25 protein-coding genes are annotated in these 23,408 nt (G+C 39.6%); 12 read left to right on the top strand and 13 right to left on the bottom strand.

The window, feature by feature from the left end; translation table 11 throughout:
• Positions 1–200: 200 nt before the first annotated feature.
• Entirely contained in the window at positions 201–773 is a 573-nt protein-coding gene (locus BAU16_RS13490) for a TetR/AcrR family transcriptional regulator (RefSeq protein WP_048604162.1), read from the bottom strand.
• Positions 774–1,024: 251 nt separating this feature from the next.
• Here BAU16_RS13490 and BAU16_RS13485 point away from each other — a divergent pair, with 251 nt between their 5' ends.
• Genes BAU16_RS13485 through BAU16_RS13470 form a run of 4 tightly spaced genes read left to right on the top strand, consistent with a single transcriptional unit; the run spans position 1,025 to position 3,900 of the window.
• The gene (locus BAU16_RS13485; protein ID WP_048604161.1) at positions 1,025–2,347 is read left to right on the top strand and encodes a DUF1576 domain-containing protein; all 1,323 of its coding nucleotides are present in this window, start codon (positions 1,025–1,027) and stop codon (positions 2,345–2,347) included.
• Complete coding sequence (locus BAU16_RS13480) at positions 2,316–2,654, top strand: hypothetical protein (RefSeq protein WP_202621269.1); 339 nt, start codon at positions 2,316–2,318, stop codon at positions 2,652–2,654. Before BAU16_RS13485 ends, BAU16_RS13480 begins: the two co-directional genes overlap by 32 nt.
• A 37-nt stretch (positions 2,655–2,691) precedes the next feature.
• Positions 2,692–3,447: a threonine/serine exporter family protein gene (locus BAU16_RS13475; RefSeq protein ID WP_048604159.1), complete on the top strand. Its 756-nt coding sequence runs from the start codon at positions 2,692–2,694 to the stop codon at positions 3,445–3,447.
• Positions 3,448–3,900 (top strand): threonine/serine exporter family protein, encoded by a 453-nt coding sequence (locus BAU16_RS13470; protein WP_161527268.1) that lies wholly within the window; start codon positions 3,448–3,450, stop codon positions 3,898–3,900.
• A 17-nt stretch (positions 3,901–3,917) separates the two neighbouring features.
• On the opposite strand, the gene BAU16_RS13465 is transcribed toward BAU16_RS13470, so the two are convergent.
• Both BAU16_RS13465 and BAU16_RS13460 read right to left on the bottom strand, forming a co-directional pair.
• Positions 3,918–4,343 carry a universal stress protein gene (locus BAU16_RS13465; RefSeq protein ID WP_161527267.1) on the bottom strand — a complete coding sequence of 142 codons (426 nt, stop codon included), beginning with the start codon at positions 4,341–4,343 and terminating at the stop codon, positions 3,918–3,920.
• Between the two features lie 11 nt (positions 4,344–4,354).
• A complete protein-coding gene (locus tag BAU16_RS13460) occupies positions 4,355–5,710 on the bottom strand; it encodes an Nramp family divalent metal transporter (RefSeq protein WP_048604156.1) in 1,356 nt (451 codons plus the stop codon).
• A 297-nt stretch (positions 5,711–6,007) separates the two neighbouring features.
• Between BAU16_RS13460 and BAU16_RS13455 the strand changes: the two genes are divergently transcribed.
• A complete protein-coding gene (locus tag BAU16_RS13455; protein ID WP_048604155.1) occupies positions 6,008–6,604 on the top strand; it encodes a TVP38/TMEM64 family protein in 597 nt (198 codons plus the stop codon).
• Between the two features lie 98 nt (positions 6,605–6,702).
• Positions 6,703–8,502: a glycerophosphoryl diester phosphodiesterase membrane domain-containing protein gene (locus BAU16_RS13450; RefSeq protein WP_161527266.1), complete on the top strand. Its 1,800-nt coding sequence runs from the start codon at positions 6,703–6,705 to the stop codon at positions 8,500–8,502.
• 137 nt (positions 8,503–8,639) lie between these two features.
• Here the strand turns inward: BAU16_RS13450 and BAU16_RS13755 are convergent, their stop codons facing one another.
• Together BAU16_RS13755 and BAU16_RS13445 are read right to left on the bottom strand one after the other, a co-directional pair.
• Positions 8,640–8,765: a hypothetical protein gene (locus BAU16_RS13755; RefSeq protein ID WP_261795774.1), complete on the bottom strand. Its 126-nt coding sequence runs from the start codon at positions 8,763–8,765 to the stop codon at positions 8,640–8,642.
• Positions 8,766–8,830: 65 nt separating this feature from the next.
• Positions 8,831–9,049: a hypothetical protein gene (locus tag BAU16_RS13445; RefSeq protein WP_161527265.1), complete on the bottom strand. Its 219-nt coding sequence runs from the start codon at positions 9,047–9,049 to the stop codon at positions 8,831–8,833.
• Positions 9,050–9,464: 415 nt separating this feature from the next.
• On the opposite strand from BAU16_RS13445, the gene BAU16_RS13625 reads away from it, so the two are divergent.
• Positions 9,465–9,608, top strand: coding sequence for a hypothetical protein (locus tag BAU16_RS13625; protein ID WP_187115919.1), 144 nt, complete (start codon positions 9,465–9,467; stop codon positions 9,606–9,608).
• Positions 9,609–9,785: 177 nt separating this feature from the next.
• Positions 9,786–10,445: an MIP/aquaporin family protein gene (locus BAU16_RS13440; RefSeq protein WP_161527264.1), complete on the top strand. Its 660-nt coding sequence runs from the start codon at positions 9,786–9,788 to the stop codon at positions 10,443–10,445.
• Positions 10,446–10,515: 70 nt separating this feature from the next.
• On the opposite strand, the gene BAU16_RS13435 is transcribed toward BAU16_RS13440, so the two are convergent.
• Positions 10,516–11,862, bottom strand: coding sequence for a glucose-6-phosphate isomerase (locus tag BAU16_RS13435; protein WP_048604151.1), 1,347 nt, complete (start codon positions 11,860–11,862; stop codon positions 10,516–10,518).
• A gap of 104 nt (positions 11,863–11,966) precedes the next feature.
• The gene (gene gdhA / locus BAU16_RS13430) at positions 11,967–13,316 is read right to left on the bottom strand and encodes an NADP-specific glutamate dehydrogenase (RefSeq protein WP_161527263.1); all 1,350 of its coding nucleotides are present in this window, start codon (positions 13,314–13,316) and stop codon (positions 11,967–11,969) included.
• Positions 13,317–13,438: 122 nt separating this feature from the next.
• On the opposite strand from gdhA, the gene BAU16_RS13425 reads away from it, so the two are divergent.
• On the top strand, positions 13,439–14,701 hold the full coding sequence (locus BAU16_RS13425; RefSeq protein ID WP_161527262.1) for an NAD(P)/FAD-dependent oxidoreductase: 1,263 nt from the start codon (positions 13,439–13,441) through the stop codon (positions 14,699–14,701).
• A gap of 41 nt (positions 14,702–14,742) precedes the next feature.
• Here BAU16_RS13425 and ybaK read toward each other — a convergent pair whose 3' ends face one another.
• From ybaK to BAU16_RS13410, 3 genes are read right to left on the bottom strand one after another with little or no spacing between them, the layout of a single operon-like run.
• Positions 14,743–15,234: a Cys-tRNA(Pro) deacylase gene (gene ybaK, locus BAU16_RS13420; RefSeq protein WP_048604148.1), complete on the bottom strand. Its 492-nt coding sequence runs from the start codon at positions 15,232–15,234 to the stop codon at positions 14,743–14,745.
• Positions 15,227–16,000, bottom strand: a complete 774-nt coding sequence (gene aroD / locus BAU16_RS13415) for a type I 3-dehydroquinate dehydratase (RefSeq protein ID WP_161527261.1) — start codon at positions 15,998–16,000, stop codon at positions 15,227–15,229. Before aroD ends, ybaK begins: the two co-directional genes overlap by 8 nt.
• Positions 16,001–16,027: 27 nt before the next feature.
• On the bottom strand, positions 16,028–17,194 hold the full coding sequence (locus BAU16_RS13410; protein WP_161527260.1) for a class I SAM-dependent rRNA methyltransferase: 1,167 nt from the start codon (positions 17,192–17,194) through the stop codon (positions 16,028–16,030).
• 232 nt (positions 17,195–17,426) lie between these two features.
• Here BAU16_RS13410 and BAU16_RS13405 point away from each other — a divergent pair, with 232 nt between their 5' ends.
• From BAU16_RS13405 to BAU16_RS13395, 3 genes are all read left to right on the top strand, one after another.
• Complete coding sequence (locus BAU16_RS13405) at positions 17,427–19,535, top strand: LTA synthase family protein (RefSeq protein WP_048604145.1); 2,109 nt, start codon at positions 17,427–17,429, stop codon at positions 19,533–19,535.
• A gap of 127 nt (positions 19,536–19,662) precedes the next feature.
• Positions 19,663–20,421, top strand: a complete 759-nt coding sequence (locus BAU16_RS13400) for a hypothetical protein (protein ID WP_048604144.1) — start codon at positions 19,663–19,665, stop codon at positions 20,419–20,421.
• Positions 20,393–20,857 carry a hypothetical protein gene (locus tag BAU16_RS13395; protein ID WP_048604143.1) on the top strand — a complete coding sequence of 155 codons (465 nt, stop codon included), beginning with the start codon at positions 20,393–20,395 and terminating at the stop codon, positions 20,855–20,857. The genes BAU16_RS13400 and BAU16_RS13395 overlap by 29 nt, the downstream gene beginning before the upstream one ends.
• Before the next feature lie 40 nt (positions 20,858–20,897).
• Here the strand turns inward: BAU16_RS13395 and BAU16_RS13390 are convergent, their stop codons facing one another.
• Genes BAU16_RS13390 through BAU16_RS13380 form a run of 3 tightly spaced genes read right to left on the bottom strand, consistent with a single transcriptional unit; the run spans position 20,898 to position 23,402 of the window.
• A complete protein-coding gene (locus BAU16_RS13390; RefSeq protein ID WP_048604142.1) occupies positions 20,898–22,349 on the bottom strand; it encodes a sensor histidine kinase in 1,452 nt (483 codons plus the stop codon).
• On the bottom strand, positions 22,349–23,071 hold the full coding sequence (locus BAU16_RS13385; RefSeq protein ID WP_048604141.1) for a response regulator transcription factor: 723 nt from the start codon (positions 23,069–23,071) through the stop codon (positions 22,349–22,351). Before BAU16_RS13385 ends, BAU16_RS13390 begins: the two co-directional genes overlap by 1 nt.
• Complete coding sequence (locus tag BAU16_RS13380; RefSeq protein ID WP_048604140.1) at positions 23,052–23,402, bottom strand: SdpI family protein; 351 nt, start codon at positions 23,400–23,402, stop codon at positions 23,052–23,054. The genes BAU16_RS13385 and BAU16_RS13380 overlap by 20 nt, the downstream gene beginning before the upstream one ends.
• Positions 23,403–23,408: the final 6 nt, after the last annotated feature.

The raw sequence follows: 23,408 nt of genomic DNA, 5'->3' as shown, positions 1-23,408 counted from the left end.
ACACTAAATATTATAGAACCTTTTATTTTTGACAAGGTTTTGACAAGGTTTCTAATGTTTAACAACTTTAGAGAAGGTATTTGGTGCTTTTCCCTCCCTTTTTTCATTAAAAATACATGGATCAAGTGGAAATCTCTGCAAATTAATTTTTCGTTCAAAAAAATAATCCACAACCTCTAATTGGAGATTGCGGATTATTTTTATTTGTCATACAAATGGCTGGGATTTTTGATTGTCAAAATGCTGTCGATGGATTGTTGGATCAATCGCGCAATTTGCTCTTCGGTTGGGTGAATGATGCCAGAAGACATCAATGAAGCGATTCCAGTAACGACAATCCATGTTCCGTCATGCAGGGCCTCGATATAGTCTTCGGACAAATCGGCGTATTCTGGATCTTTTTTCACCAAGTCTTTGAAGTATTCATAAGAGAATTTGTGCATTAATTGTCCGCCGCCGTATTCATCAACAAAGAGCGCTACATACAGATTGTGATTTTCCTGCGCAAATTTTACATAGTTGATTCCCAAATCCACCAGTTTATTCCCGGTATGCTCCACTGGAAATACATTTTCTTGCAAGTCTTTCATCACGGTCTCAACCAGTGTATTTTTCAGGTCCTGCATGTTCTTGAATTCTAAGTAAATCGGCTGGGTTGAAATCCCCATTTTTTTGGCGATATTCCGAGCAGTAAACTTATTAAATCCTTCTTTAGAGATAACTTCATAGGCAGCTTTCAAAATATGTTCTTTGGTATATACTTTGCGTCGCATGAGAAAACTCCTTTCCTTTCCATAACAATAGTGTTTCTCTTCTCTATTTTATACAAAAATAATCGTTTTGGGAAATAATATACTCAAATTTACGTTATCTTTCTATTTAAAAAGAAAATGATAAACAACAAATGCTTTCTTTTAAGGACTGTAAGGTCAATGGCTTAGATATTTAAAAAAATGAAATTTAGCTAAGAATATTGACACATAGCAAAAAATCAAGTTATAGTAAAAGAAAAAGGGAGCAAACTATGGAAGAAAATAATGTCCTCGCTTTTCACCGGGTAAAAAAAACAGATCCGCTTCAAAAACAGAAATATTTTCTACTATTTGCTTTCAGTATATTGTTGATTCTCATCGGCCTTTCTCAAAATTCTTTTTATGCTATTCTTCAAGGGCTTTATCGCATCATGACCTCCCCTAGTAATCTAATTACAGATTATGTTGCATTGGGTAATCTTGGTAGCGCATTCGTAAATAGCGGTTTACTGACTTTTTTAAGTATCCTCTTATTGCGCCTTTATCGCGTTCAAATGAATGGCCCGCTAATCGCCGCTATTTTCACAGTTGCCGGTTATTCTTTCTTTGGAAAGAATCTCTACAACTCTATTCCGATTATTCTGGGCGTCCAGCTTTATGCCCGCTTTATGAAACGTCCGTATTCCCAATTTGCAATGATTAGCCTGTTCGGTAGTTCCCTTTCCCCGGTTGTCAGTTATGTGACGTTCGGGATGGATATTCCTTTGTGGCTGGGTTTTTTTCTCAGCTATCTTTCCGGTATCGCAATCGGTTTTGTTTTACCACCAATTGCTGCTCACATGTTGAATTTCCACCATGGATTTTCTCTTTACAATGTCGGCTTTAGTTCTGGTTTGATTGCCATGATTTTAACTGGAATTTTGCGGATGTTCAATTACATTATTAAGGAACGAACCATCATCGCAACGTCGGCTCATGATAAATTGTTGCTTTTTTTGCTGGGGCTCTTTTCCCTGTTTCTTTGTGTCGGCTGGCTTTGGAATCAGCGGACCTTTCATGGATTGCAAAAAATCTTTAAAACTAGTGGAAAACTGATTACTGATTTTGTTATGATAGCAGGTGTCGGAGCTACAGTCATTAACATGGCTTTGATGGGATTTATGCTGACTGGTTATTGTTTACTGATTCAAGCTCAGCTAAACGGACCAATCGTTGGGGCAATTTTATCTGCTGTCGGCTTTAGTGCATTTGGTAATCATTTAAAAAATAGTTTCCCTGTTTTATTGGGCGTCTATTTAGCGACGTTGATTGCGCCTTTTCACGATGTTCAGCAAACAGCTGCTGTGGTGGCTGCCATTTTCGGTACCAGTTTGGCACCAATCAGCGGATACTACGGAAGTGTCTATGGCATTCTCGCAGGAATTTTACATATGTCTCTAGTCAACAACGTATCCTACCTGCACGGGGGCTTAAATCTCTACAACAACGGATTTTCCAGTGGTTTTGTTGCCGGATTTCTCGTGCCGTTGCTAGATAATTTTACAAAGATCGGAGAAAAAAATGATCGAACAAGAAATCTCAAAAAAGATCATTGATGAATTGCTTAATTTTTTTTATGGCAATGAGATTCAGGAAATTCGGATTGGAATTGAATTCACCGCAGAAGGCTTTTATATCGAAATTCAAGGAAAAACGCCGGAAGTGTCCGAAGATTTGAAAGACTTCACAGAAGCCTTGAACATTTCCCGTGATCTAAATTATGAAGAATACTCCCACGAATTACTTGGTGGCATCCATCCCGAAAAAGAGGATTTTCACTTGTTGGGGGCGTTAATCGATGATGTAGAAGTATTATACGACGCACCAATTTTAGATGTTAAAATTTTTCGCAAAGCAATTTAGCCAATTTTGTTTTGCTTTTTAAGAAACGAGTGGAGAAATGGAAAAACAAGATTTGATTTTAGAAACCTGTCTGTTGGCTGGACGAATCATGATGGAAAATGGCTCAGAGGTTTATCGGGTTGAAGATACCATGAATCGGATTGCTGCCAACGCCGGCGAACCGAACAGTATCAGCTACGTGACTGCGACTGGGCTATTTATGGGGCTGCGTAAAAGTCATTATGCGCAAGTAGAAGATGTTCATGATCGAACCATCAATCTAGAAAAAATCGTGGCAGTCAATCAGCTGTCCCGCAAATTTGCCGCTCAGGAAATTTCTTTGGAAGAATTGCATCAGGCTTTGTCGTTGGTGAATACCACAACACCTTTCTTTCCCTTTTACCTGCAGATTTTGAGTGCTGGACTAGTCAGTTGTCTATTGATGTACATCTTTGGCGGAGACTGGGCGGATTTTTTTGCGACTTTTTTTGTAGGAATGATTGGTTTCGTTACCAGTTATTATGTAAAAAAATGGTCGCAACTGCGCTTTTTCGATATGTATGCGGCAGCTTTTTTGATTGGTCTGTTGGCGATTGTCTGTGTAAGAATTGGAGTAGCGCAAAATGTCGACAATATTATCATCGGCGCAGTGATGCCACTGGTTCCCGGTGTTGCCATCACAAATTCTTTCCGAGACATTCTTGCAGGGGATCTAATCAGTGGAACCGCTCGTGGAATTGAAGCCCTGTTTACAGCAGCAGCGATTGCGGTAGGAATCGCAACAATCTTTTCAATTTTCGGAGGGGGAATTTAAATGGAAATACTCCTTCAATTTGTTTTCAGTTTTATCAGCACCGTCACGTTTGGTGTAATCACAAATAATCCCAGACGTTCCTTAGTTGCCTGTGGCTTCACGGGGGGACTTGGTTGGATGATCTTTTGGTTCCTCCGAGAAAATCATTGGGGTCTGGGAGTTGCCAATTTTTTAGCCGCCTTTGCGGTAGGTTGTGCCAGTATTTTTTTCTCCCGCAAGAAAAAAATGCCGATAATTATTTTTAATATTCCCAGCTTGGTTCCGCTCGTACCCGGTGGTCCGGCCTACAAAGCTGTGCGGGAATTTGTATTAGGAACTTCTTCTCTTGGTTTTGATAATATGAAAATTGTCATCGTCACGGCGGGTGCGATTGCCGGTGGTTTCATGATGACTGGGTTAGTCGAAACAATTCTTAGAAATATGCTCAAAAAGAGAAAACAGCCGGAAAGCTAAACTTTCCGACTGTTTTTTTAGCGTATGATCATGACAGAACATGGTGCACCTTTGGCCAACAAGGCTGCTTGACTGCCTAAAATCAAAGGTGATTTATTGGGCTTGCCTTTGGAACCGCAAACCAATAAGTCTGGCTGAACTGATGGCAGGATTTTTTCAATGATTGCATCAGCCGGTGTCCCTTCTTCCATCGCTACCTCTACAGAAATCAATCCTTGTCTCAAAGCTTCTTGGCGATAGTTTTCTGCAATCTGCGTCGCATGCTGTTTCTTCTTTTCCAGAGTTTCAGGAGTCAGGTATTCATAAACATTTAGCTGGTTAATTTCAAAAATTGTTGCGATTACGAATACTGAATGATTTTCCTGTGCTAATTTTACTGCCGCAGAAAACGCCTTTTGAGAATCCTTTGACTCATCCACAGCCACTAAAATTTTTTTGAACATTTTGTTTCCTCCTACCCATTTGCACCGGTTAATGTGCCGTAAACCAAGAATAAATTAAGTATGGTCAACAAAATCGCAATAATCCACGCTAACACTTTGACCCATGTTGGATTTGCAAATTTTCCCATCATTTTTTTATCACTGGTATAAAGTGTTAACGGAATGATCGAGATCGGTAAAGCAATACTTAGAAAAACTTGGGTATATAGCAGCAGATCTTCCACTGCCGATTCCTTTCCACCGTATAAAATCACACAGATAATAACTGGAATAATCGCCAATAATCGTGTAACTACCCGCCGCATCCACAGAGGCATTTTCAAGTGGATGAAGCCCTCCATCACGATTTGTCCGGAAAGTGTCCCAGTAATTGTAGAATTCTGACCCGAAGCCAACAGAGCAACGGCAAACAGAGTACTTAGAATTGGACTAGCAATCCCGCCAACGATATCCGGATTTTTCAACGCATCGTAAAGATCTACGAATTTTCCTAAATCACTGTTTGTACCGTAAAACAGTGCACCACCCAAAATCAGCAACAGACAATTAACGATAAAAGCTACCGATAATTGAATATTTGAATCCCATGTAGTGAAACGAATTGCTTTAGCCTTTTCTTCATCGTTACTGCGATCAAACTTTCGTGCCTGAGCAATTGATGAGTGCAAATACAAATTGTGGGGCATCACGGTTGCACCAACAATTCCCAATGCCAACAACAGCATGGATTTGTCTGACGTAATTTGTGGATCTGGAATAAACCCTCGCAACACTTCACCAATTACTGGATCAGAAAGTGCCACCTCATACGCAAAAACAAAGAAAATAACGGAAATCAACACAGTAACGATTGCTTCGATCTTACGAAATCCCAATTTCGTCAATAATAGCAGCAGCAAAACATCAAAAGTCGTGATTAACACACCAATCAATAGGGGAAAGCCAAATAATAATTGCAGCGCAACTGCGCCACCGATTACTTCTGCAATATCCGTTGCCATGATGGCTAGTTCAGTAATAATCCACAAAATAAAACCCGTTTGTTTGTTGGTATGCTCTCTTGTTGCCTGTGCCAAATCTCTACCGGTTACGATTCCTAATTTGGCTGCCATACTTTGCAGCAACATCGCAATCAGACTTGAAAGCAGAATCACACTAAGTAATGCGTATTTGTATTCAGCTCCTCCGGCAATCGACGTAATCCAATTTCCCGGGTCCATATACCCCACAGCCACCAAAGCCCCAGGTCCGCTATATGCCAGCAGTGTTCGAAAAAAACTGGCATTTTTGGGAACATCAACCGTATTGTTGATTTCTGATAGACTCGGACCATTCGCATACTCAATCATCTTTTCTTTTTTGCTCATCTAACCACTCTTTCTATGTGCAACTGGATATTTTTTTAGGTACACCGAAATATCTTTCGTACCGAGTATACTCCTTCCCTCCTTTTCTGTAAACTGAAAAAACATTTTCGATACTTCCGTCTAAATAAGGAGAGATTATCAGACTTTAGTTGGATAGTATTCTCAGGAAAATTTTTCTATAATAAACATGTAAACAACAAACTTACAAAATTGTTTGTTCGCTGTCATCTCATTCGATAGCTGACATTCCAACTTTCAGCTAATATAATCAATAGAATGAAACAAGGAGATGAGTTCATGAGTCTAGCTGCATCACGAAAATTAGTCAATACGATCTCTATTTTAGGAATCTGCGCTTCCATTGCGCTAACGATTTATTTTATCAACCTTGGTGTTTTCAAGGATATCAATGCTTTGCATGGACTCGTTGGCGATTCCTTGATTTTAGGTCCAGCGATCTTTATCCTTTTACAAATTTTACAAGTGGTGATTCCCATCATCCCCGGAGGCATCTCCAGCGCGGCCGGCGTTTTGATTTTTGGTCCTTTTGCTGGTTTCTTATACAATTACATTGGAATCACCATCGGCTCCCTCATCATTTTTTTATTGGGTCGCAGATATGGGAAGCCCTTTATCCTAAGTTTGATCAGTGACAAAACCTATAATAAATACGCAAATTGGCTAAATAATCAGGAACGTTTTGATAAACTCTTTGCCTTAGCGATTTTTTTACCGGTTGCTCCTGACGATGCTCTTTGTTTAATGGCTGGCTTGACCAACATTTCGGTAAAAAAATTCACGATGATCATCCTCTTGGCAAAACCCTTGTCAATTTTCTTATACAGCATGCTGTTGGTTCACGGCGGTTCGTTTCTTGCCAATCTAGTCGGTTGATTACGTCCTCTTGTCCGCAAGAGGATTTTTTATGCCCAAATTTTGCAATTATTTCTGAAATAGAGCAAAGTAGTTTACAATAAAGACAGGTGATTGAAATGAATTATTTAAAAAATAGTCTGATCAATGTTGGAGAATTTCTAGTTGCGACCCAAGCATACTTTCGTGACGTCTTAGTCATGCATGGAGTGATTTTGTTCATCATCATTCCTTTACTCAGCAATTCGACACAATTTATCTTAAAAAGAGGACATATCCATTATCTATCCTACGATAACTTGGGAGATATCCTGGTGAATCATCCAGCGGTCGCCCTTTCTTTGGTGCTGATTCTGCTGATTATTTTATTGGTGGTCTTCTTTGAATTCACTTTTCTTTTACTCAGCGTGTACTTTATCAAGAAAAAACAGCCGGTTTCTCTGCGTCAGCTACTACGAATGACCTTACTGCAAATCAAAAAATTGCGCCCCAGCGTGTTTCTCTTTTTCTTATTTTACTTTTTCTTGATTTTACCTTTAGGGGGACTGAGTTTTAATTCTGATTTATTGTCAAAAATCAAAATCCCCGCTTTTATCCAGGAATTTATTTTCAGCAATCGGGTATGGGTCGTTAGCAGTTTTGTTTTATTCTATCTTGCTCTTTTGTATGTTGGTATTCGGGTCATTTTTGCGCTACCGGAAATGATTTTAAGCGACCTACCTTTTCGAGAAGCTATTCGGGAAAGTCTCCGGTCCACAAAGCGACGGTTTTTTGCCATTGTCGGGCAATTTATTGCGATTGGCGTCAGCATTTTAGCTGTCGTAGCGGTTGGTTTTGGTATCGTTTTGCTGTTGCAGCTTTTGATTGAAAATTATTTCCCTGATCTTTCTTTAAGCAGCGCGGTTTTTGCCATGACCTTTTTACAATTTTTTCTCTTACTGAATATTATTTTCTCTACAGTAGGTATTTTTTACATCATCATTGACTTTATGGACGATGAAAACTTTCTACCGGAAATTCCAGAATGGTTCTATCAAGAACCATTAGGTAAAAAACGCCATAAAAAAACGTGGGATACTTTGCTAATCGTTCTTGCCATCTTTTTTGGTATCGGGGTCGCTCTTTATAATATGAATTATCTGACCTCTTCCTCACCAACGATTCCACTTACCTTTTCCCATCGTGGAGTCAGCGACCGCAATGGTGTCCAAAATTCACTGACTGCCTTAGAAAAAACCAGTAAATTTAAACCGGATTATGTGGAAATGGATGTGCAGTTGACAAAAGATAAACAATTTATTGTGGTGCATGATTTCAATTTGAGAAATCTGACCGGTGTAAATAAAAAACCTGGTGACTTGACCTTAGCCCAGCTAGAGAAACTGACTGTTAAAGAAAATGGACAACATGCCCCTTTGGTTAGTTTTGATGCTTACTTAGAAAAAGCACAGGAACTCGATCAAAAACTGCTGATTGAGATTAAAACTCAGGAAAAAGATGTGACACCCACCGTTGATACATTTCTCGAAAAATATGCTGCTGTAATCCACGAGAATCAGTATATGGTCCAAAGTCTTTCTTACCCTGTCGTTGAAGAGGTCAAAACAAAAGAGCCCACGATTCAAACCGGCTATATCCTGCCCTTTAATCTTGTCGGTTCGCCAATTACCAAAGCGGACTTCTTAACAATGGAATACAGCACCATCAATCGTAATTTCATCAACGCAGCCAAAGCCGATGGGAAAAAAGTAATCGTCTGGACGCCAAATAGCGAAGAAGGTATGAGTCGAATGATTTTTTACGGCGTAGACGGCATCATCACCGACCAAATGCCCGCATTGAACCAAGCCGTCAAAAATGCAAAAAAACCGATGACCTATTCTGATAAACTGATCAATTTTGTCATTGGCGTCGGCTGATTATCTGCTTAAAACCCTCGACTCTTAAAAAAATAACCCAAACAATCACCAGAAAAAACACTTAGGACCAATGGGACCGTATAAGGAATTTCTTGATTGTTTGGGCTATTTTTATCATTTATACTTCAGCCTAGATTTCAATTCTCTTTTTTCGCTTCACGGATGGCATGAACAACGGACAAAATGGCGGGGATAGCTGAGACGATTGCCAAAAAGACACCCAATCTGCCATGATTGGTTCCTGTTTTTCGTTTTTTTGTCATCTTCTTCACCTCATCTTTTTTCGTTATCTATATTTTATCGAAAAAAGAACATTCCGCCAATTAATTTAAACCGCCTGTGGAATGGTTGCCTCTTCAAAGACTTTTTCATATTTTACCAGCATCCGATTTTGACACTCGATTACCTTTGCCCGATCTTGCGGTTGACAGCTTTCTACCGTAATTAAGACCGTATTGGTATATGTATGTTCCACAAACCCGATCACTTCATTTTCAATACCGATGGGTTGACATAAGTACGATTTTCCTATTTTTATTTCATTCATCCTTATCACCTCCAAACCAGTTATTTATCTCAGGTATATAATAACAGAAAAAGATTATTTTGAAAACGCTATTATAGATATTTTTTCAATTTTTTTCACTGATCTATCAACTACAAGTAATTAATAAGTGTTTTTTATTAAAAACTATAAAAATATTTTTTTCAAACTTATTATAGTTATCAAGAGCTTATTGTTTTCCTTCTCTTTCTCCCTGGAGCGATTTAATGAAAAAAAGGGTTCTTCTTTTCTCTTCAGATTGTTGATTGGTCTAAGTGAAAATAATTGAGAAAATCTTTCTTACATTTTCATAAAGATAAGTCGTATGTTTTGTTGCTTTGTTAAAAACATGCTATTCTTGTAAAGGTAGGTTGTGAACAAGCAAACTTACAAGAATTTTTTGAAAGGAGCAAAGAAAGTGACTTTTACAAAAACCAATATGGAATACCGAATTGCATTTGATTCAGCTTCCAACCGTTTCATGGCCATTGATGCAAAAAATGAAACAAATATCGCTTATGGTATCACGATTGAAGAAGCTATTCGTAATCTCCACAGATAATTAAAAGAAGGGGATCCTTTGAAATGACATGTGATAATTCGGATAATCAGTGAGGTCGTCTGTAGTAGAATCTACTAACAGACGACCTCTTTTTTTGTACCTTCAGCACTTGCCAATCGGATTTCTTTACCTAAAAATAATTAATCTCTATACTAAAAGATGAAAGGAGTGAAAGTAATGGAAGATTTAAGACAATATCTCAGTGAATTTATTGGAACATTTATGCTCGTCTTTGTTGGGACCGCTGTTGTGGTGATCGCTCAAGTCGATCCGTTGACGATTGGCTTGGCATTTGGTTTGACGGTAACGATGATGGCATATGCTGTAGGGAAAATTTCTGGAGGACACTTTAACCCGGCGGTCACAATCGCCATGGTGATCAATGATCGGCTGCCAATTCGTGATGGACTTTTTTATATTTTATCGCAGTTTATCGGTGCAACAGTTGCTTCGGCATTCCTTTCCCTGCTGATTCAAGCCAATAAGCTTCCAAAAGATGGCTACGGACAAACTGATTTCTCAACGATCAGTGCAGGAATGGCTTTTACAGTTGAAGCGGTCATCACCTTTTTATTCGTGTTCGTTATTTTGATGGTCACCAGTAAAAAGTTTGGCACTGCCACAATGGCACCTTTTGCGATTGGTTTAACCTTAAGTTTCTTGATTATCGTCGCACTGAATTTAACAGGCGGGTCACTAAACCCTGCACGAAGTTTTGGTCCGGCATTATTTGCAGGCGGCTCCGCGCTTTCTCACTATTGGGTTTATCTGCTGGCACCCATCGTCGGTGCAGTATTAGCGGCCTTTGCTGCTCGCTTCATGGGTAGTGAGGAATAAAAAAAACCACGGATTTCCCAGAAATAATCTGGAAAAATCCGTGGTTTTTTTACTCACTTTTTTCGTCGAATTACAGGCGTGCGTTCAATTCTTTTGCTAAATCTTCAAAACCAGGTTTACCTAGAAGGGCAAACATGTTCTTTTTGTAAGCTTCTACTCCTGGTTGGTCAAATGGATTTACACCATTTAAGTAACCAGAAATTCCTACAGCAATTTCAAAGAAGTACATAACATAGCCTAATGTGTAAGCATCCATTGAAGGGATTTTTACCAATAAGTTTGGTACATCTCCATCAGTATGTGCCAATAAAGTACCTTCAAAGGCTTTGGTGTTTACAAAATCAACTTCTTTTCCTTGTAGATAACCTAATCCGTCAAGATCTGTTTCTTGAACTGGGATTTCGATTGACTTACGAGGTTTTTCAACTTTTACTACCGTTTCAAAAATATTACGACGGCCTTCTTGGATGTATTGACCAAGGGAATGTAAATCAGTTGAGAAGTTTGCGCTGGAAGGATAAATGCCTTTTTGGTCTTTTCCTTCTGATTCACCAAATAATTGTTTCCACCACTCAGAGAAATATTGCATTCCTGGTTCGTAGTTAATCAATAATTCAGTTACTTTGCCTTTACGGTACAAAATGTTACGCATTGCTGCGTATTGATAAGCTTCGTTTTCTTCCAATTTGTCGCTGGAATATTCTTTTGATGCATCTGCTGCACCTTGCATCAGTGCATCAATATCGGCACCGCTTGCTGCGATTGGTAACAAACCAACGGCTGTTAAAACAGAATAACGTCCGCCGACATCATCAGGAATCACGAAAGTTTCCCAATTTTCAGCATCTGCCTCAACTTTAACCGCACCTTTTGCTTTATCCGTTGTCGCATAGATCCGTTTGTTTGCTTCTGCTTGACCATATTTTTTCACTAATAATTCTTTGAATACACGGAAAGCAATCGCAGGTTCTGTCGTTGTTCCGGATTTAGAGATTACATTGACAGAAAAATCACGGTCGCCAATCACTTCAATCAAATCAGAAAGATACGTAGAAGAAATTGAATTTCCGGCAAAGAAAATTTGTGGTGCTTGGCGTTTTTCTTTATCTAATAGGTTAAAGAAGGTATGATTCAAGAAATCGATCGCTGCACGGGCACCTAAATAAGAACCGCCGATTCCGATAACGACTAATACTTCTGAATCAGATTGGATTTTTTCCGCTGCTTTTTTGATGCGGGCAAATTCGTCTTTGTCATACTCTGTTGGCAAGTTGACCCAACCCAAGAAGTCGTTGCCGGCTCCTGTTCCGTTTCTTAATAAATCGTGTGCTGCAGTGACTTGACTTTGCATGTAGCCTAATTCGTAATCATTGACGAAAGGAGCTACTTTGGAATAGTCAAATTTAATGTGTGACATGTTTTGTCCTCCTTGAAAAATTTTTCAAACCATTACTTTACTACTTTACGTTTTTTGTCGTTTTTTTTCAAGTAAAGTTGCGTTGCAGTGCTTATCCGCTCTTGCTAGACAAGTCCTTGTGCAAGCATCGCTGTTGCGACCTTTTCGAATCCGGCAATGTTGGCACCCAACATGAAATTATTTTCCTTGCCATAGGTTTTTGATGTATCTCGGCAAGCTTCGTAAATATTTTTCATAATTGTATCCAATTGTTGGTCAACTTCTTCCGTTTCCCATTGCAAGCGTTGAGAGTTTTGACTCATTTCCAATGCAGAAACAGCAACGCCCCCGGCATTCGCAGCTTTTCCTGGACAATAATATACACCATTATCAATGAAATATTCTGCTGCTTCCAAGGTACTTGGCATATTTGCGCCTTCTGCGATTACTCGAACACCATTTTTAACCGCCAATTTGGCTTGTTCAATAGTGATTTCATTCTGTGTCGCACAAGGAAAGGCCAATTCTGCAGAAGTTTCAAAATCCCAAACAGATTGTTGGTCGTAATACTGCGCAGACGTTCGTTTTTCCGCATAGACCGTCAGACGTTCCCGTTTGACTTCTTTGATTTCTTTCAAGAGCGCCACATCAATGCCTTCTTCATCGTAAATAAAGCCGCTAGAATCAGAAACTGTAACAACTTTTGCCCCTAATTCCTGTAATTTTTCAACCGCATAGATAGCTACATTGCCGCTGCCAGAAACGATTGCTTTTTTTCCTTCAAAGGTTTCATTTAAATCCTTCAATAAATGTTTGACAAAATAAACGGCTCCGTAGCCGGTTGCTTCGGTCCGTCCTTTGCTCCCCCAGAAATCTAAAGGTTTGCCTGTCAGTACTCCTGCATCATATTGTTTCAAGCGTTTATAGGCGCCAAATAAATAGCCGATTTCACGTCCGCCCACACCGATATCCCCTGCCGGTACATCAAGATTTGGTCCGATATGCCGTGCAAGCTCTGTCATGAAGCTTTGACAAAAGCGCATGATTTCATTGTCTGACTTGCCTTTAGGATCAAAATCACTGCCGCCTTTTCCGCCGCCAATCGGCAGACCTGTCAAACTATTTTTGAAGATTTGTTCAAAAGCCAAAAATTTCAGTATGCTGAGATTCACGCTGGGATGAAACCGCAATCCGCCTTTATAAGGTCCGATTGCCGAATTAAACTGAATCCGATAGCCGCGATTGACTTGCCAATTGCCCTTGTCATCTTGCCAAGGAACTCTAAATTGGATCAAACGTTCCGGCTCAGTCACCAAAGCCAATAAATTTGCTGCTTCAATTTCTGGATGTTCTTCTAAATAAGGCACGATGGTTGATAAAAATTCATCGATCGCCTGCAGAAATTCTTTTTGATTGGGATCTTTTTGGTGAAGTTGGTCTTGAATCGCTTTTACATATTTTTTCGCATCAGTCATAGTATCATCCTCCTTTTGATTACTGTATATTGTATCAAAAAAAGTGTTGTTTTTTGCATGTTATTTAAAATTTTCTGAATTTTTTTATGATTTATGGTAAACTTTTTCAAGAGGTGAATAGAATGGGAAAATCTTTCGATGTAATCGTTGTCGGTGCGGGACCCAGCGGAATGATGGCCGCTATTTCAGCAGCAGAAAACGGTGCTAAGGTGTTATTAATTGAAAAAAACAAAAAATTAGGCCGCAAACTGCTGTTGACTGGTGGTGGTCGCTGCAATGTAACGAATAATCGGGATGTGGCAGATTTGATCACGCATATTCCTGGAAACGGCAAATTTTTATATAGTACATTTTCACAGTGGAATAATTTAGACATCATGAATTTTTTCGAAAGCAACGGTGTTCACTTGAAAGAAGAAGACCACGGAAGGATGTTCCCTGTCACAGATCGTTCAAAAACCATTGTAGATGCCCTTGCAACAAAAATGCAGGAATTGGGTGTGACGGTCGTAACGAATACGACAGCAAAAAAGCTTCTTCATGACGGAAAACAAATTACCGGTTTGCGAACAGAATACGAAGATTTTCAAAGTTCCTGTGTCATTTTAACGACTGGGGGCAGAACCTATCCTTCCACTGGCGCTACCGGAGACGGGTATCAACTGGCAAAAAAAGTTGGGCATACTATCACGCCCTTATTTCCAACGGAGTCTCCTTTGATTTCAGAGGATTCATTTATCCAAGAAAAACGATTGCAGGGACTTTCCTTACAGGACATCGAGTGCTCCATTGTAGATGAACAGCAAAAACTAATTGTTACCCACAAAATGGATCTGTTGTTCACTCATTTTGGTCTTTCCGGTCCGGCGGCTTTACGTTGTTCCTTTTTCGTTAATCAATTATTAAAAAAACAGGATTCGGTCACTGCCGTCATAGATTGTTTGCCAGACGTGACAAAAGATGAATTGACTGCTGAAATGCAAAAGCTAACCACCGGCTCAAAAAAATCTTTAAAAAATGCACTGCAGAATTTTCTTCCCGAACGTTTGCTGCAATTTTTCTTAGAACAAACAAAATTGGAGCAAGTAACGGCAGAAAAAGCGACATTGGAACAATTATCCCATCTAGCTGAACAAATCAAATACTTTTCTGTTCAAATCACAAAGACCTTTCCTCTTGAAAAATCTTTTGTGACTGGTGGTGGTGTTCAACTGACTGAAGTGAATCCCAAAACATTGGAAAGCAAACAGATTGAAGGGTTGTTTTTTGCAGGAGAATTATTGGATGTCAACGGTTATACCGGCGGTTTCAACATTACCGCTGCATTTTGCACAGGACACGTTGCCGGTGCCCACGCGGCAGAAATCGCTGCTTACAGCTATTAAATGCTATTAAAAAAAGACGCAGATTTCCGCGTCTTTTTTCATTAAAGAGATTCTGTGATATCTACGAAGATTCCTTTGACTAGACCAGCAAGAGCAGCCGGTGCTAATTCCATTTGAAGGCCTCGCTGGCCGGCGGAAACAATGATTGTTTCAAATTGATTTGCCGATTCATCAAAATAAGTGGGAAATAATTTTTTCATACCTACAGGAGAACACCCTCCCCGAATGTATCCGGTGGTTGTCTCTAACTCTTTCAGATGAAGCATTTCGACCTTTTTATTCCCACTGGCTTTTGCCAGTTTTTTTAAATCCAATGTGCGGTTTCCAGGAATTACAGCTACGAGGGTTCCGGTTTTATTTCCAACTGCTACCAAAGTTTTGAAGACTTGATTTTCATTTTGTCCCAGCTGTTGTGCTACTGTCTCAGCTCCTAAATGGTCTTCCGTCCATTCATAGATGTGCTCTTGGTAAGCAATCTTTTTTTGCTCGACAGCACGGATGGCATTGGTTTTAGGCAATTTTTTCTTAGCCATTTTGCTCACTTCCAGTTGTTTCGATAGTCATCCAATTTAAAATTTCCGCTAATTTTTCCACTGGTAATTGTCCGGGAGCAGATCCTTTTTCCAATGCACCAAAGGTAAGAACTGAATCCATTAAAGCTCCGCTAATACGAGATATTTTTCCTTGATCCCCCATTGAAATCAGCGCCAAAGGCAAGGAACCAAAGGCGTGGACTTTGACTGCCAGCCCCATCAACCGCAAAACATCTTGACTGGATTGCGGCATGACAGCGATTTTTCCGATATCGGCACCAAATTGATCCATCATTCCAATTTTCATGACGAGAATTCCATCTGCAGGCGTTTTTTCAAAATCATGACTGCTCATGATAAGGGCGGCATGATCTTTGATATTTTGAACAAACTGGCGACCTAAAAATTCTGCCCGTGCCAATTCAATATCCATGATATCCACCAAGCCACTTTCAGCGACGGTTTCATAAAGTTTCTGATAATTTTTTAAAGATAACTCATGATTGCCGCCTTCTGCAGAAGAACGAAAAGTAAACAAGAGCAGTTTTCCCTTTAATGCCGTTCGCAAATGAGACAAGGTCTCTAAAACCGCCTCGCTCGAATCTACTGCTTGAAATAAATCTACCCGCCATTCCACCACTTCTGCTGGAGACTGGCTTGCTTGTTCTGCTTGTTGAATCAGTGCCTCATTGCTGCTTTCAGTCAACGGAACACAAATCTTCGGCTTGCCATCGCCGAATACGACATTTTTTATTTGTACTGCCATCCTGCTTCCTCCTACGGGTATTTTCCGTTAATTTACTTGATAAAAAAAGACCTTTAGATAATTGCCTTCTTGAAATTGTGGTGCGACAACAAAATCAGCTGGTAGCCGATAGGTATCGACTAATTGGTAGCTTACGTTCTTTTCAGCGAAAACTGTTTCAATCATGTGCTTGAATTTTTTTTCTGATAGATTGGCAGCATTCGTTGAAGCAATCAACAACCCGCCTTTTGTTAAAATCGGTAGACTATCCTCAATCAATTCCCCATAATTTTTAGCGACATTAAATACTTTTTTCTTATTGCGGGCAAAACTGGGTGGATCAAGAACGATCACGTCAAATTGCAGGTCTTTCTTACGGGCATATTTGAAATAACTGAAGACATCCATCACATGGATCGTCTGGGTTTGAGGATCAATACCATTCACGGCAAATTGTTCTTGTGTTTTTGCCAAGCTGCGTTTTGCCAAATCCACGCTGGTGGTATGGCTTGCTCCTCCCATCAGCGCTGCAACTGAAAAGGCGCCGGTATAGCTGAACATATTCAAAACTTTTTTCCCGCTTGCCAAGCCCCCCACGAAACGTCCGCGGACATCTTTTTGATCCAAAAAAATACCAGTCATCAGACCTTCATTTAAATAGGTGGCAAAAGTCACGAAATTTTCCTGTACCAGCAACGGTTCCGGTGCCTGACTGCCTGTCACAAATCGGCTTTCCGGCAAAGTTGCTGTCTCAAAACGAATTTTCTCGTAAATTCCATGAATATCTGGATAAACGTGTTGAAAAGCAGTCATGAGCTCTGCTTGTTTTTCATAAAGTGTCTCATTGTACCAAGAAAAAACGGCAAAAGATTCATATCGCTCAATCGTAACGCCGCCTAATCCGTCTCCTTCGCCATTAAATATGCGGTAAGCAGTCGTGCCTTCCTGATTTTCAAAAAAAATCCTTTTTTCTCGAGCAATCCGAAACAGGCTGACGAAAAAATCATTGTCGATGGCTCGCTCTTCACGGCAAAGAACCCAGCCAATGCCTTTATTTTGTTTGCCTAAATAGCCTTTTGCTAAAAAAATTTCTTTATTATCAACAAAATCAACCCAGCCTGTTTCAGTCAATTCCTGCAATAGATCTTCTTTTTGAATCAACGGATTTCCTGCACGGATTTTTTTCTTTGCTTGTTCGGTTACTTTTATTTTCATTTTGCCTTCTCCTGCTCTGTCTTATCAAGGGTAAGTATAGCAAAATTAGGAATATTTGTCTTTGTCTAATGAAAGTAAAGAATTATTTAATTAATTCATATCTTAAGGTTTTCCTAGGGTTTTCGATTGACACCGCATTTTCCTATTAGTAAAATGTAAAGGAAATGTAATAAATAGAAAACATGAAAATGATTTACAATCAATTGATTTTCGGAAAAGGAAGGACAACACATTGAAAAAAATCAAAACGCCTGAATTTTTAAATTCAAGAATGGGGTTCTTTTCACTCTTAGCCGGTTTGCTTTGGCTAAAAAATATTTTTGCCTACATGGTGGATTTCAATCTAGGAATTGAAAGTCCAATTCAATACTTTATTTTATTCATCAATCCAATTGCAACAACGATTTTTTTACTGTCCATCGCTCTTTATGTACGGCGTCCGCGGGCTTCTTACATCACGATGATGGTCATTTATTTCTTGGTGACTTTGTTACTATTTTCCAATGTAACCTACTACCGTGAATTCACAGACTTTATCACGATCAACACGATGCTGGGTGCCGGAAAAGTTGCCTCCGGTTTAGGAGAAAGTGCCTTGCGTTTGTTCCGACCTTATGATGTTATCTACTTTATTGATATCATCGTTCTTGCAGCACTTTTGTTCACGAAAAAAATCAAAATGGAAAAGCGTCCGGTTCGGGCTCGAATGGCTTTTGCTATTTCAACCTTAGCTGTAATGATTTTCTCAGGAAATTTATTTCTTGCTGAAGCAGATCGTCCAGAATTATTGACTCGGACTTTCTCACGGGATTATTTAGTGAAGTATTTGGGAATCAATGCCTTTACCGTTTACGATGGCTTTCAGACTTATCAAGCATCGCAAGTCCGGGCGCAAGCAAGTCCCAATGATATGAACGAGGTAGAAACCTATGTGAAAAATCATTATGCAGAACCAAACGATGACACCTTTGGTATTGCTAAAGGCAAAAATGTGATCTACGTTCATTTGGAAAGCACACAGCAATTTCTGATCGATTACAAATTGAAAGACGAAAATGGCGTGGAGCATGAAGTCATGCCGTTTATCAATAGTTTGTATCACAACAACAGTACTTTCAGTTTTGATAATTTCTTCCATCAAGTCAAAGCCGGGAAAACCAGCGATGCTGAAACTCTTCTGGAAAATTCCTTGTTTGGATTAAATCAAGGGGCATTATTCACTCAGTTAGGTGGCAAAAATACCTTTGAAGCTGCTCCAGCAATTTTAGATCAAACGGCTGGTTATTCCAGTGCGGTTTTCCATGGAAATGCCGGAAACTTCTGGAATCGTAACGAAACTTACAAACGCTTAGGCTATCAAAATTTCTTTGACGCAGAGTATTACGATGTCAACGATGAAAATTCGTTCCAATACGGCTTGCATGACAAACCATTTTTCCAACAATCCGTTCAATATCTGGAACACTTGCAACAACCTTTTTATACGAAATTTGTAGCAGTATCCAACCACTATCCATACTCACAATTTACTAATGATGAAGCCGGATTTCCAATGGCAAACACTTCTGATGAAACCATCAATGGATACTTTGCCACTGCCAACTACCTTGACAAAGCTGTAGAAGAATTCTTCAACTATTTGAAGGCAAGCGGACTTTATGAAAACTCTGTGATCGTGTTATATGGTGACCATTACGGTATTTCTAATTCACGAAACAAAAATCTTGCAGAATTGGTTGGTAAAACCAAAGAATCTTGGACCGATTATGACAATGCGCAAATGCAACGGGTACCGTTCATGATTCATGTTCCGGGACAAGATGATGGCGGAATCAATCATACGTACGGTGGGCAAGTAGATGCTTTACCTACTCTGCTTCATCTACTAGGAATCGACACAAAAAATTATATCCAACTGGGACAAGATTTGTTCTCTGACGGACATGAACAACTGGTTTCCTTCCGAGACGGTGATTTTGTCACACCAAACTACACGTATTACAACAGTACCTTATACGACAACAAGACCGGCATGCCGATTCCATCTCCATCCGAATCCTTGAAAACGCAGGTAGAAAAATGGAAAGAGGAAGTTGCACAGCAATTAGCCACCTCGGATCAAATCAATAACGGGGATCTCTTACGTTTTTATTCCAACAGCGGCTTAGATCCAGTTGATCCGGAAAATTACGACTATAAAGATTCACTTTCCCGCTTAAAGGATATCGAAAGCGAGTTGGGGGATAAATCAACAAGTGTCTTTTCACAAAATGGGAATCAATCTACTGTAGATCTTTATAAAACGGAGACCTATCAACAGTATGAAAGTGAAAACAAATAGTTTTTAACTAAGAGCAAGACCTTTCACGGTTTTGCTCTTTTTCTGTCTATGATTTTCTTCATTTCTAACAAACTTATTCATATTTTTTTCAAAGTCTTTCTCTATACTGAATACTGAGGTGAAGAGAATGAACACGATTAGATTTGCACTTGCCAGTTTACAGTACCATAGACGTTCAATCACGCCTTACTGGCTAACCGCACTGTTTTTTTTCTTTGCTCTCAGTTTTTTTGTTTGTTTAAAAATGTCCTTTGATGTTTTTTGCCAGCAAATCACTACCCTGTTTTCACCGGAAGAACGTTCTCTTATCAACACGGAGCTTTTTGCCGCAGATTTAAAAAGCTACACAGAAAAAATCGATACTTTTTACCGTTTAGGTTTTTTCCTTGTCGGAGGACTGTTCATTCTCGTTACGCTGCTCTTTCTTTATTTTTATCTAAAAAAAAGACCGGATCTAACTGTGTTCAGAAAATCCGGTGTGGCGAATCATCGTTGGCTTGGGCAACTGTTGGCGGAGTTTTTGCTCCCTGCTTTCCTTTTATTTCTAGTAGTGATGGTCACGTTGCTGATATTTCAGCCACTCCTACAAACTACCATTGAAAACAGTCATCGGGCATTGATTCAGCATTATGGAATGGACCAGCTGCAAATCGAATTGATTAACGGCGATGATTTGACCCGCTGGTTAGTCAAGCTGCCGGCTAATGGCACCTCTTTATTCAACTCGATTCAATTACCGGCACGAACTTGGACACTCCTATTCGTCCAATCTGCTTTAAAAACTTTGGCCTTTTTTACTGCTTGCTATTTTGTCTTGATTCCCTTGATTATCAGTTTCTTTCTAAGGAGGAAAGCCCATGATGACCGACATACCTCATCCAATTAATGCTGCTTTTTCTATTGTTTTTCTGACAACACCCCTTCCTCTGCCAGAAAACAGCAAGGAACAACGAATCACACTAGAATGGCGGTTGATTCCCTACCTTTCCCTTCAAGAAAATATTCTGCTGGGAGTAGAAAAAAAGAACAGCAAAAATACGGAGTTGCTGCAACAACTTACTCAACAATTCAATCTGGAAAAAACCTTTCTAAAAACGCAAGAGCAACTGACTTCGTTTGAACGAGTCAAGCTACAATTTTTACATAGTCTCCTGCTTCAAAAACAAAAAATTTATTTTGATAATGTGTGTAGTGCCTTTTCCATTCGTGAAACACAGGAATTTTTGCATCTTTGTCAAAAAATCGCCAAAACACACAATCTAGCGATTTTGCTAACAACAACTGATCCTTCGCTGATCAAAACAAAGTTAGATACACACTAAAAAACGTTGATGACTTTTAGCGGTCATCAACGTTTTTGGCTTATTCTGTTTCTGAAATTTCAACATCTGGAAAGCTGATTCGAAAAGTCGTTCCTTTTCCTAATTCACTTTCAATCTCTATTTTTCCTTTATGGAGGCGGACTAGCTGCTGAACGATTGGTAGACCCAAACCAGATTCGCCAAATTTTTTATTTTTCCGAGAAGGATCAACTTTGTAATACCGTTCCCAAATATTTTTTTGCTGTTCTTCTGTCATACCGATTCCCGTGTCTTGAATCTCAATGATGGTTTCTAGGTACCCTTTTTCAATTCTAACGTGAATCTCTCCATCTTCGGTAAATTGAATCGCATTTTGAAGGATATTAACCATGATCTGGACAAAGCGATCATAGTCCGCATAGACGGTCACAGGAGCGGTCGTATCCAAAATTAATCGGTCATTGGCAGCTTCGGCTTTTCCTTCTAGTTGGATCAATAATGTGCGCAATGTTTCTGTTCCATCAAATTTCTTCACAACAATTGAGATTTGATTGGTACGAATTTTTTCATAGTCGAGATTTTCATTAATCAGACGGATCAGTCGTTCTGTTTCATTCTTCATTAAACGCACGGCATTTTCCCGTTGATTTTCAGGAATGGCATGATACTGCAGCCCTTCTAACAACCCATTGATGGTCGTCAACGGCGTGCGCATCTCGTGAGAAGCATCCGCCATAAATTGTTTACGGCGTTCTTCCTGTCGCTGGATTTCTTCATTGGATTCTTTCAACGAACGCGTCATTTTATTGAAATCATCCGCCAATTCATCAAACTCATCCTTGTTATGCACCGGTAATTGAATATCAAAGTTCCCATTGGCTACTTCTTGTGTCGCGGTTTTCATTCGATTGATTCGCCGAACTTGGAAGCTAGCATAAAAATAGCTGATAATCAGTGCAAAAATACTAGAGATAATGAAACCTTTGAACAAATTGACGGTCATCGCTTGAACACTGTCTTCAATATTTTTGGCAGGCTGAGTGACAACTAATGCTCCATAGAACTCTCCTCGCAAATTAAAAGGAACCATGGCATAAGAAGTCGCTTCATTTTCTCCAAAAACATTGGTGGGAGCAGTGACTTGCTGGCGCTCCCCATTTTTTAAAGCTTGCCATTGCTCCGCAGAAATCGTAAACTTCAGTCCTCTATTGGTTGATTGCGGATATAATACTTGCTCTTGCCGATCGACAAAAACGAAATTAACTCCCTGCTGATTCAAAATCTGCTCTGTTGCGTTCAAGGAACGCTGTAACTGAACTTTTTCATTGGCATTTGTAATTTCACTGAAAATTTCAGTTGTCTCTTCTACTGACTCTGCATAACCAAAAAGTTGTTTATAGTTGCTTTCCTCAATGGTTTGCTTCGTCATTTGAGTAAAAGAAATGCCCACCGTCAGTAGAATAACCGCAATCACTGCCCAAAAAGCCATGAGCTGCTGATAAAGGTAACGCATTAGGCAACACCTGAATCATCAAATTTATACCCCACGCCCCAAACGGTTTGGATCACTTGCGGACCGACCTTCTCAATTTTTTGCCGCAATTTTTTGATATGGGCATCCACGGTACGCTCATCGCCAAAGTATTGATAATCCCAAACCAGCTCCAATAATTTTTCACGCGAAAAAACTTGTCGTGGTTTTTTTGCCAACGTATACAATAAATCAAATTCCTTCGGTGTTAGTCCTTCGATCGGTTGATCATCCAGATAGGCTTCTCTGGTTTTTGTATTCATTTTGAAGTGCTGAGTTTGAATATCAAAGGTCAAGTCGCTGTCATTTCCTGTTGGAGCAACAATCTTCTCCGCCAGCTCACTGCGGCGATGCAAAGCTTTCATTCGGGCAATCAAAGTCAGAGGACTAAAGGGTTTCGTCACATAATCGTCCGCGCCCATTTCCAAGCCAATAACTTGATCACTTTCTGAATCTCGAGCTGTCAACATAATGATCGGGACAGTATCTGATACCTTGCGGATTTCCCGTGCAACCGCCATGCCATCCATTCCTGGAAGATTAAGATCCAGCGTAATCATATCCCATTTTTTTGGATCAGCTAAAAAAGCATCTAAGCCCTCTTTGCCATCATACTGAAAATTAGCTTCCCATCCTTCATTCAGAAAAAACATCTGCATCATTTCAGAAACAGATTCATTATCTTCAATCATCAAGATATTCATTTTCTTCACCTCTATTATTTTTGTCGAATTCTCTTAATTTATCCTCCGTCAAACCAAAAGCCAAAACGATTGGTATTGGAATCAGTAACATTTCAATAATAAAAAAATTCGTATAACCGGTCATTTTTAACAATAAACCGATTGCTGTCATCAATCCGCCAAAAAGTAAAAAATGGCGGCCGCTGATTTTCTGGGCAAATTGCCAATTTGTTTGATTCATCCGGGCATAGTAGGAGCGATAGCCATATAGCAGACTATCATATTTTGCGGGAAAAATGCGAAAAAGCCCGCCAATCACCAACAGGAAAATACCAATCACTAAAAAGATCATACCTTC

Source organism: Enterococcus sp. JM9B, from assembly GCF_009933265.1.
Lineage (GTDB): Bacteria > Bacillota > Bacilli > Lactobacillales > Enterococcaceae > Enterococcus_C > Enterococcus_C songbeiensis.
Note: the sequence above shows the minus strand (reverse complement) of the source record. Positions and strands in the feature narration are given on the sequence as shown.

Coding starts and splice junctions, on each gene's coding strand:
- BAU16_RS13465 (WP_161527267.1), bottom strand. CDS start 4,343: ATGTTCAAAAAAATTTTAGTGGCTGTGGATGAGTCAAAGGATTCTCAA.
- gdhA (WP_161527263.1), bottom strand. CDS start 13,316: ATGACTGATGCGAAAAAATATGTAAAAGCGATTCAAGACCAACTTCAC.
- BAU16_RS13400 (WP_048604144.1), top strand. CDS start 19,663: ATGAACACGATTAGATTTGCACTTGCCAGTTTACAGTACCATAGACGT.
- BAU16_RS13390 (WP_048604142.1), bottom strand. CDS start 22,349: ATGCGTTACCTTTATCAGCAGCTCATGGCTTTTTGGGCAGTGATTGCG.
- BAU16_RS13380 (WP_048604140.1), bottom strand. CDS start 23,402: ATGATCTTTTTAGTGATTGGTATTTTCCTGTTGGTGATTGGCGGGCTT.
- BAU16_RS13395 (WP_048604143.1), top strand. CDS start 20,393: ATGATGACCGACATACCTCATCCAATTAATGCTGCTTTTTCTATTGTT.
- BAU16_RS13485 (WP_048604161.1), top strand. CDS start 1,025: ATGGAAGAAAATAATGTCCTCGCTTTTCACCGGGTAAAAAAAACAGAT.
- BAU16_RS13475 (WP_048604159.1), top strand. CDS start 2,692: ATGGAAAAACAAGATTTGATTTTAGAAACCTGTCTGTTGGCTGGACGA.
- BAU16_RS13455 (WP_048604155.1), top strand. CDS start 6,008: ATGAGTCTAGCTGCATCACGAAAATTAGTCAATACGATCTCTATTTTA.
- BAU16_RS13470 (WP_161527268.1), top strand. CDS start 3,448: ATGGAAATACTCCTTCAATTTGTTTTCAGTTTTATCAGCACCGTCACG.
- BAU16_RS13410 (WP_161527260.1), bottom strand. CDS start 17,194: ATGAAAATAAAAGTAACCGAACAAGCAAAGAAAAAAATCCGTGCAGGA.
- BAU16_RS13425 (WP_161527262.1), top strand. CDS start 13,439: ATGGGAAAATCTTTCGATGTAATCGTTGTCGGTGCGGGACCCAGCGGA.
- BAU16_RS13385 (WP_048604141.1), bottom strand. CDS start 23,071: ATGAATATCTTGATGATTGAAGATAATGAATCTGTTTCTGAAATGATG.
- BAU16_RS13450 (WP_161527266.1), top strand. CDS start 6,703: ATGAATTATTTAAAAAATAGTCTGATCAATGTTGGAGAATTTCTAGTT.
- BAU16_RS13440 (WP_161527264.1), top strand. CDS start 9,786: ATGGAAGATTTAAGACAATATCTCAGTGAATTTATTGGAACATTTATG.
- BAU16_RS13435 (WP_048604151.1), bottom strand. CDS start 11,862: ATGTCACACATTAAATTTGACTATTCCAAAGTAGCTCCTTTCGTCAAT.
- BAU16_RS13490 (WP_048604162.1), bottom strand. CDS start 773: ATGCGACGCAAAGTATATACCAAAGAACATATTTTGAAAGCTGCCTAT.
- BAU16_RS13445 (WP_161527265.1), bottom strand. CDS start 9,049: ATGAATGAAATAAAAATAGGAAAATCGTACTTATGTCAACCCATCGGT.
- aroD (WP_161527261.1), bottom strand. CDS start 16,000: ATGGCAGTACAAATAAAAAATGTCGTATTCGGCGATGGCAAGCCGAAG.
- ybaK (WP_048604148.1), bottom strand. CDS start 15,234: ATGGCTAAGAAAAAATTGCCTAAAACCAATGCCATCCGTGCTGTCGAG.
- BAU16_RS13755 (WP_261795774.1), bottom strand. CDS start 8,765: ATGACAAAAAAACGAAAAACAGGAACCAATCATGGCAGATTGGGTGTC.
- BAU16_RS13460 (WP_048604156.1), bottom strand. CDS start 5,710: ATGAGCAAAAAAGAAAAGATGATTGAGTATGCGAATGGTCCGAGTCTA.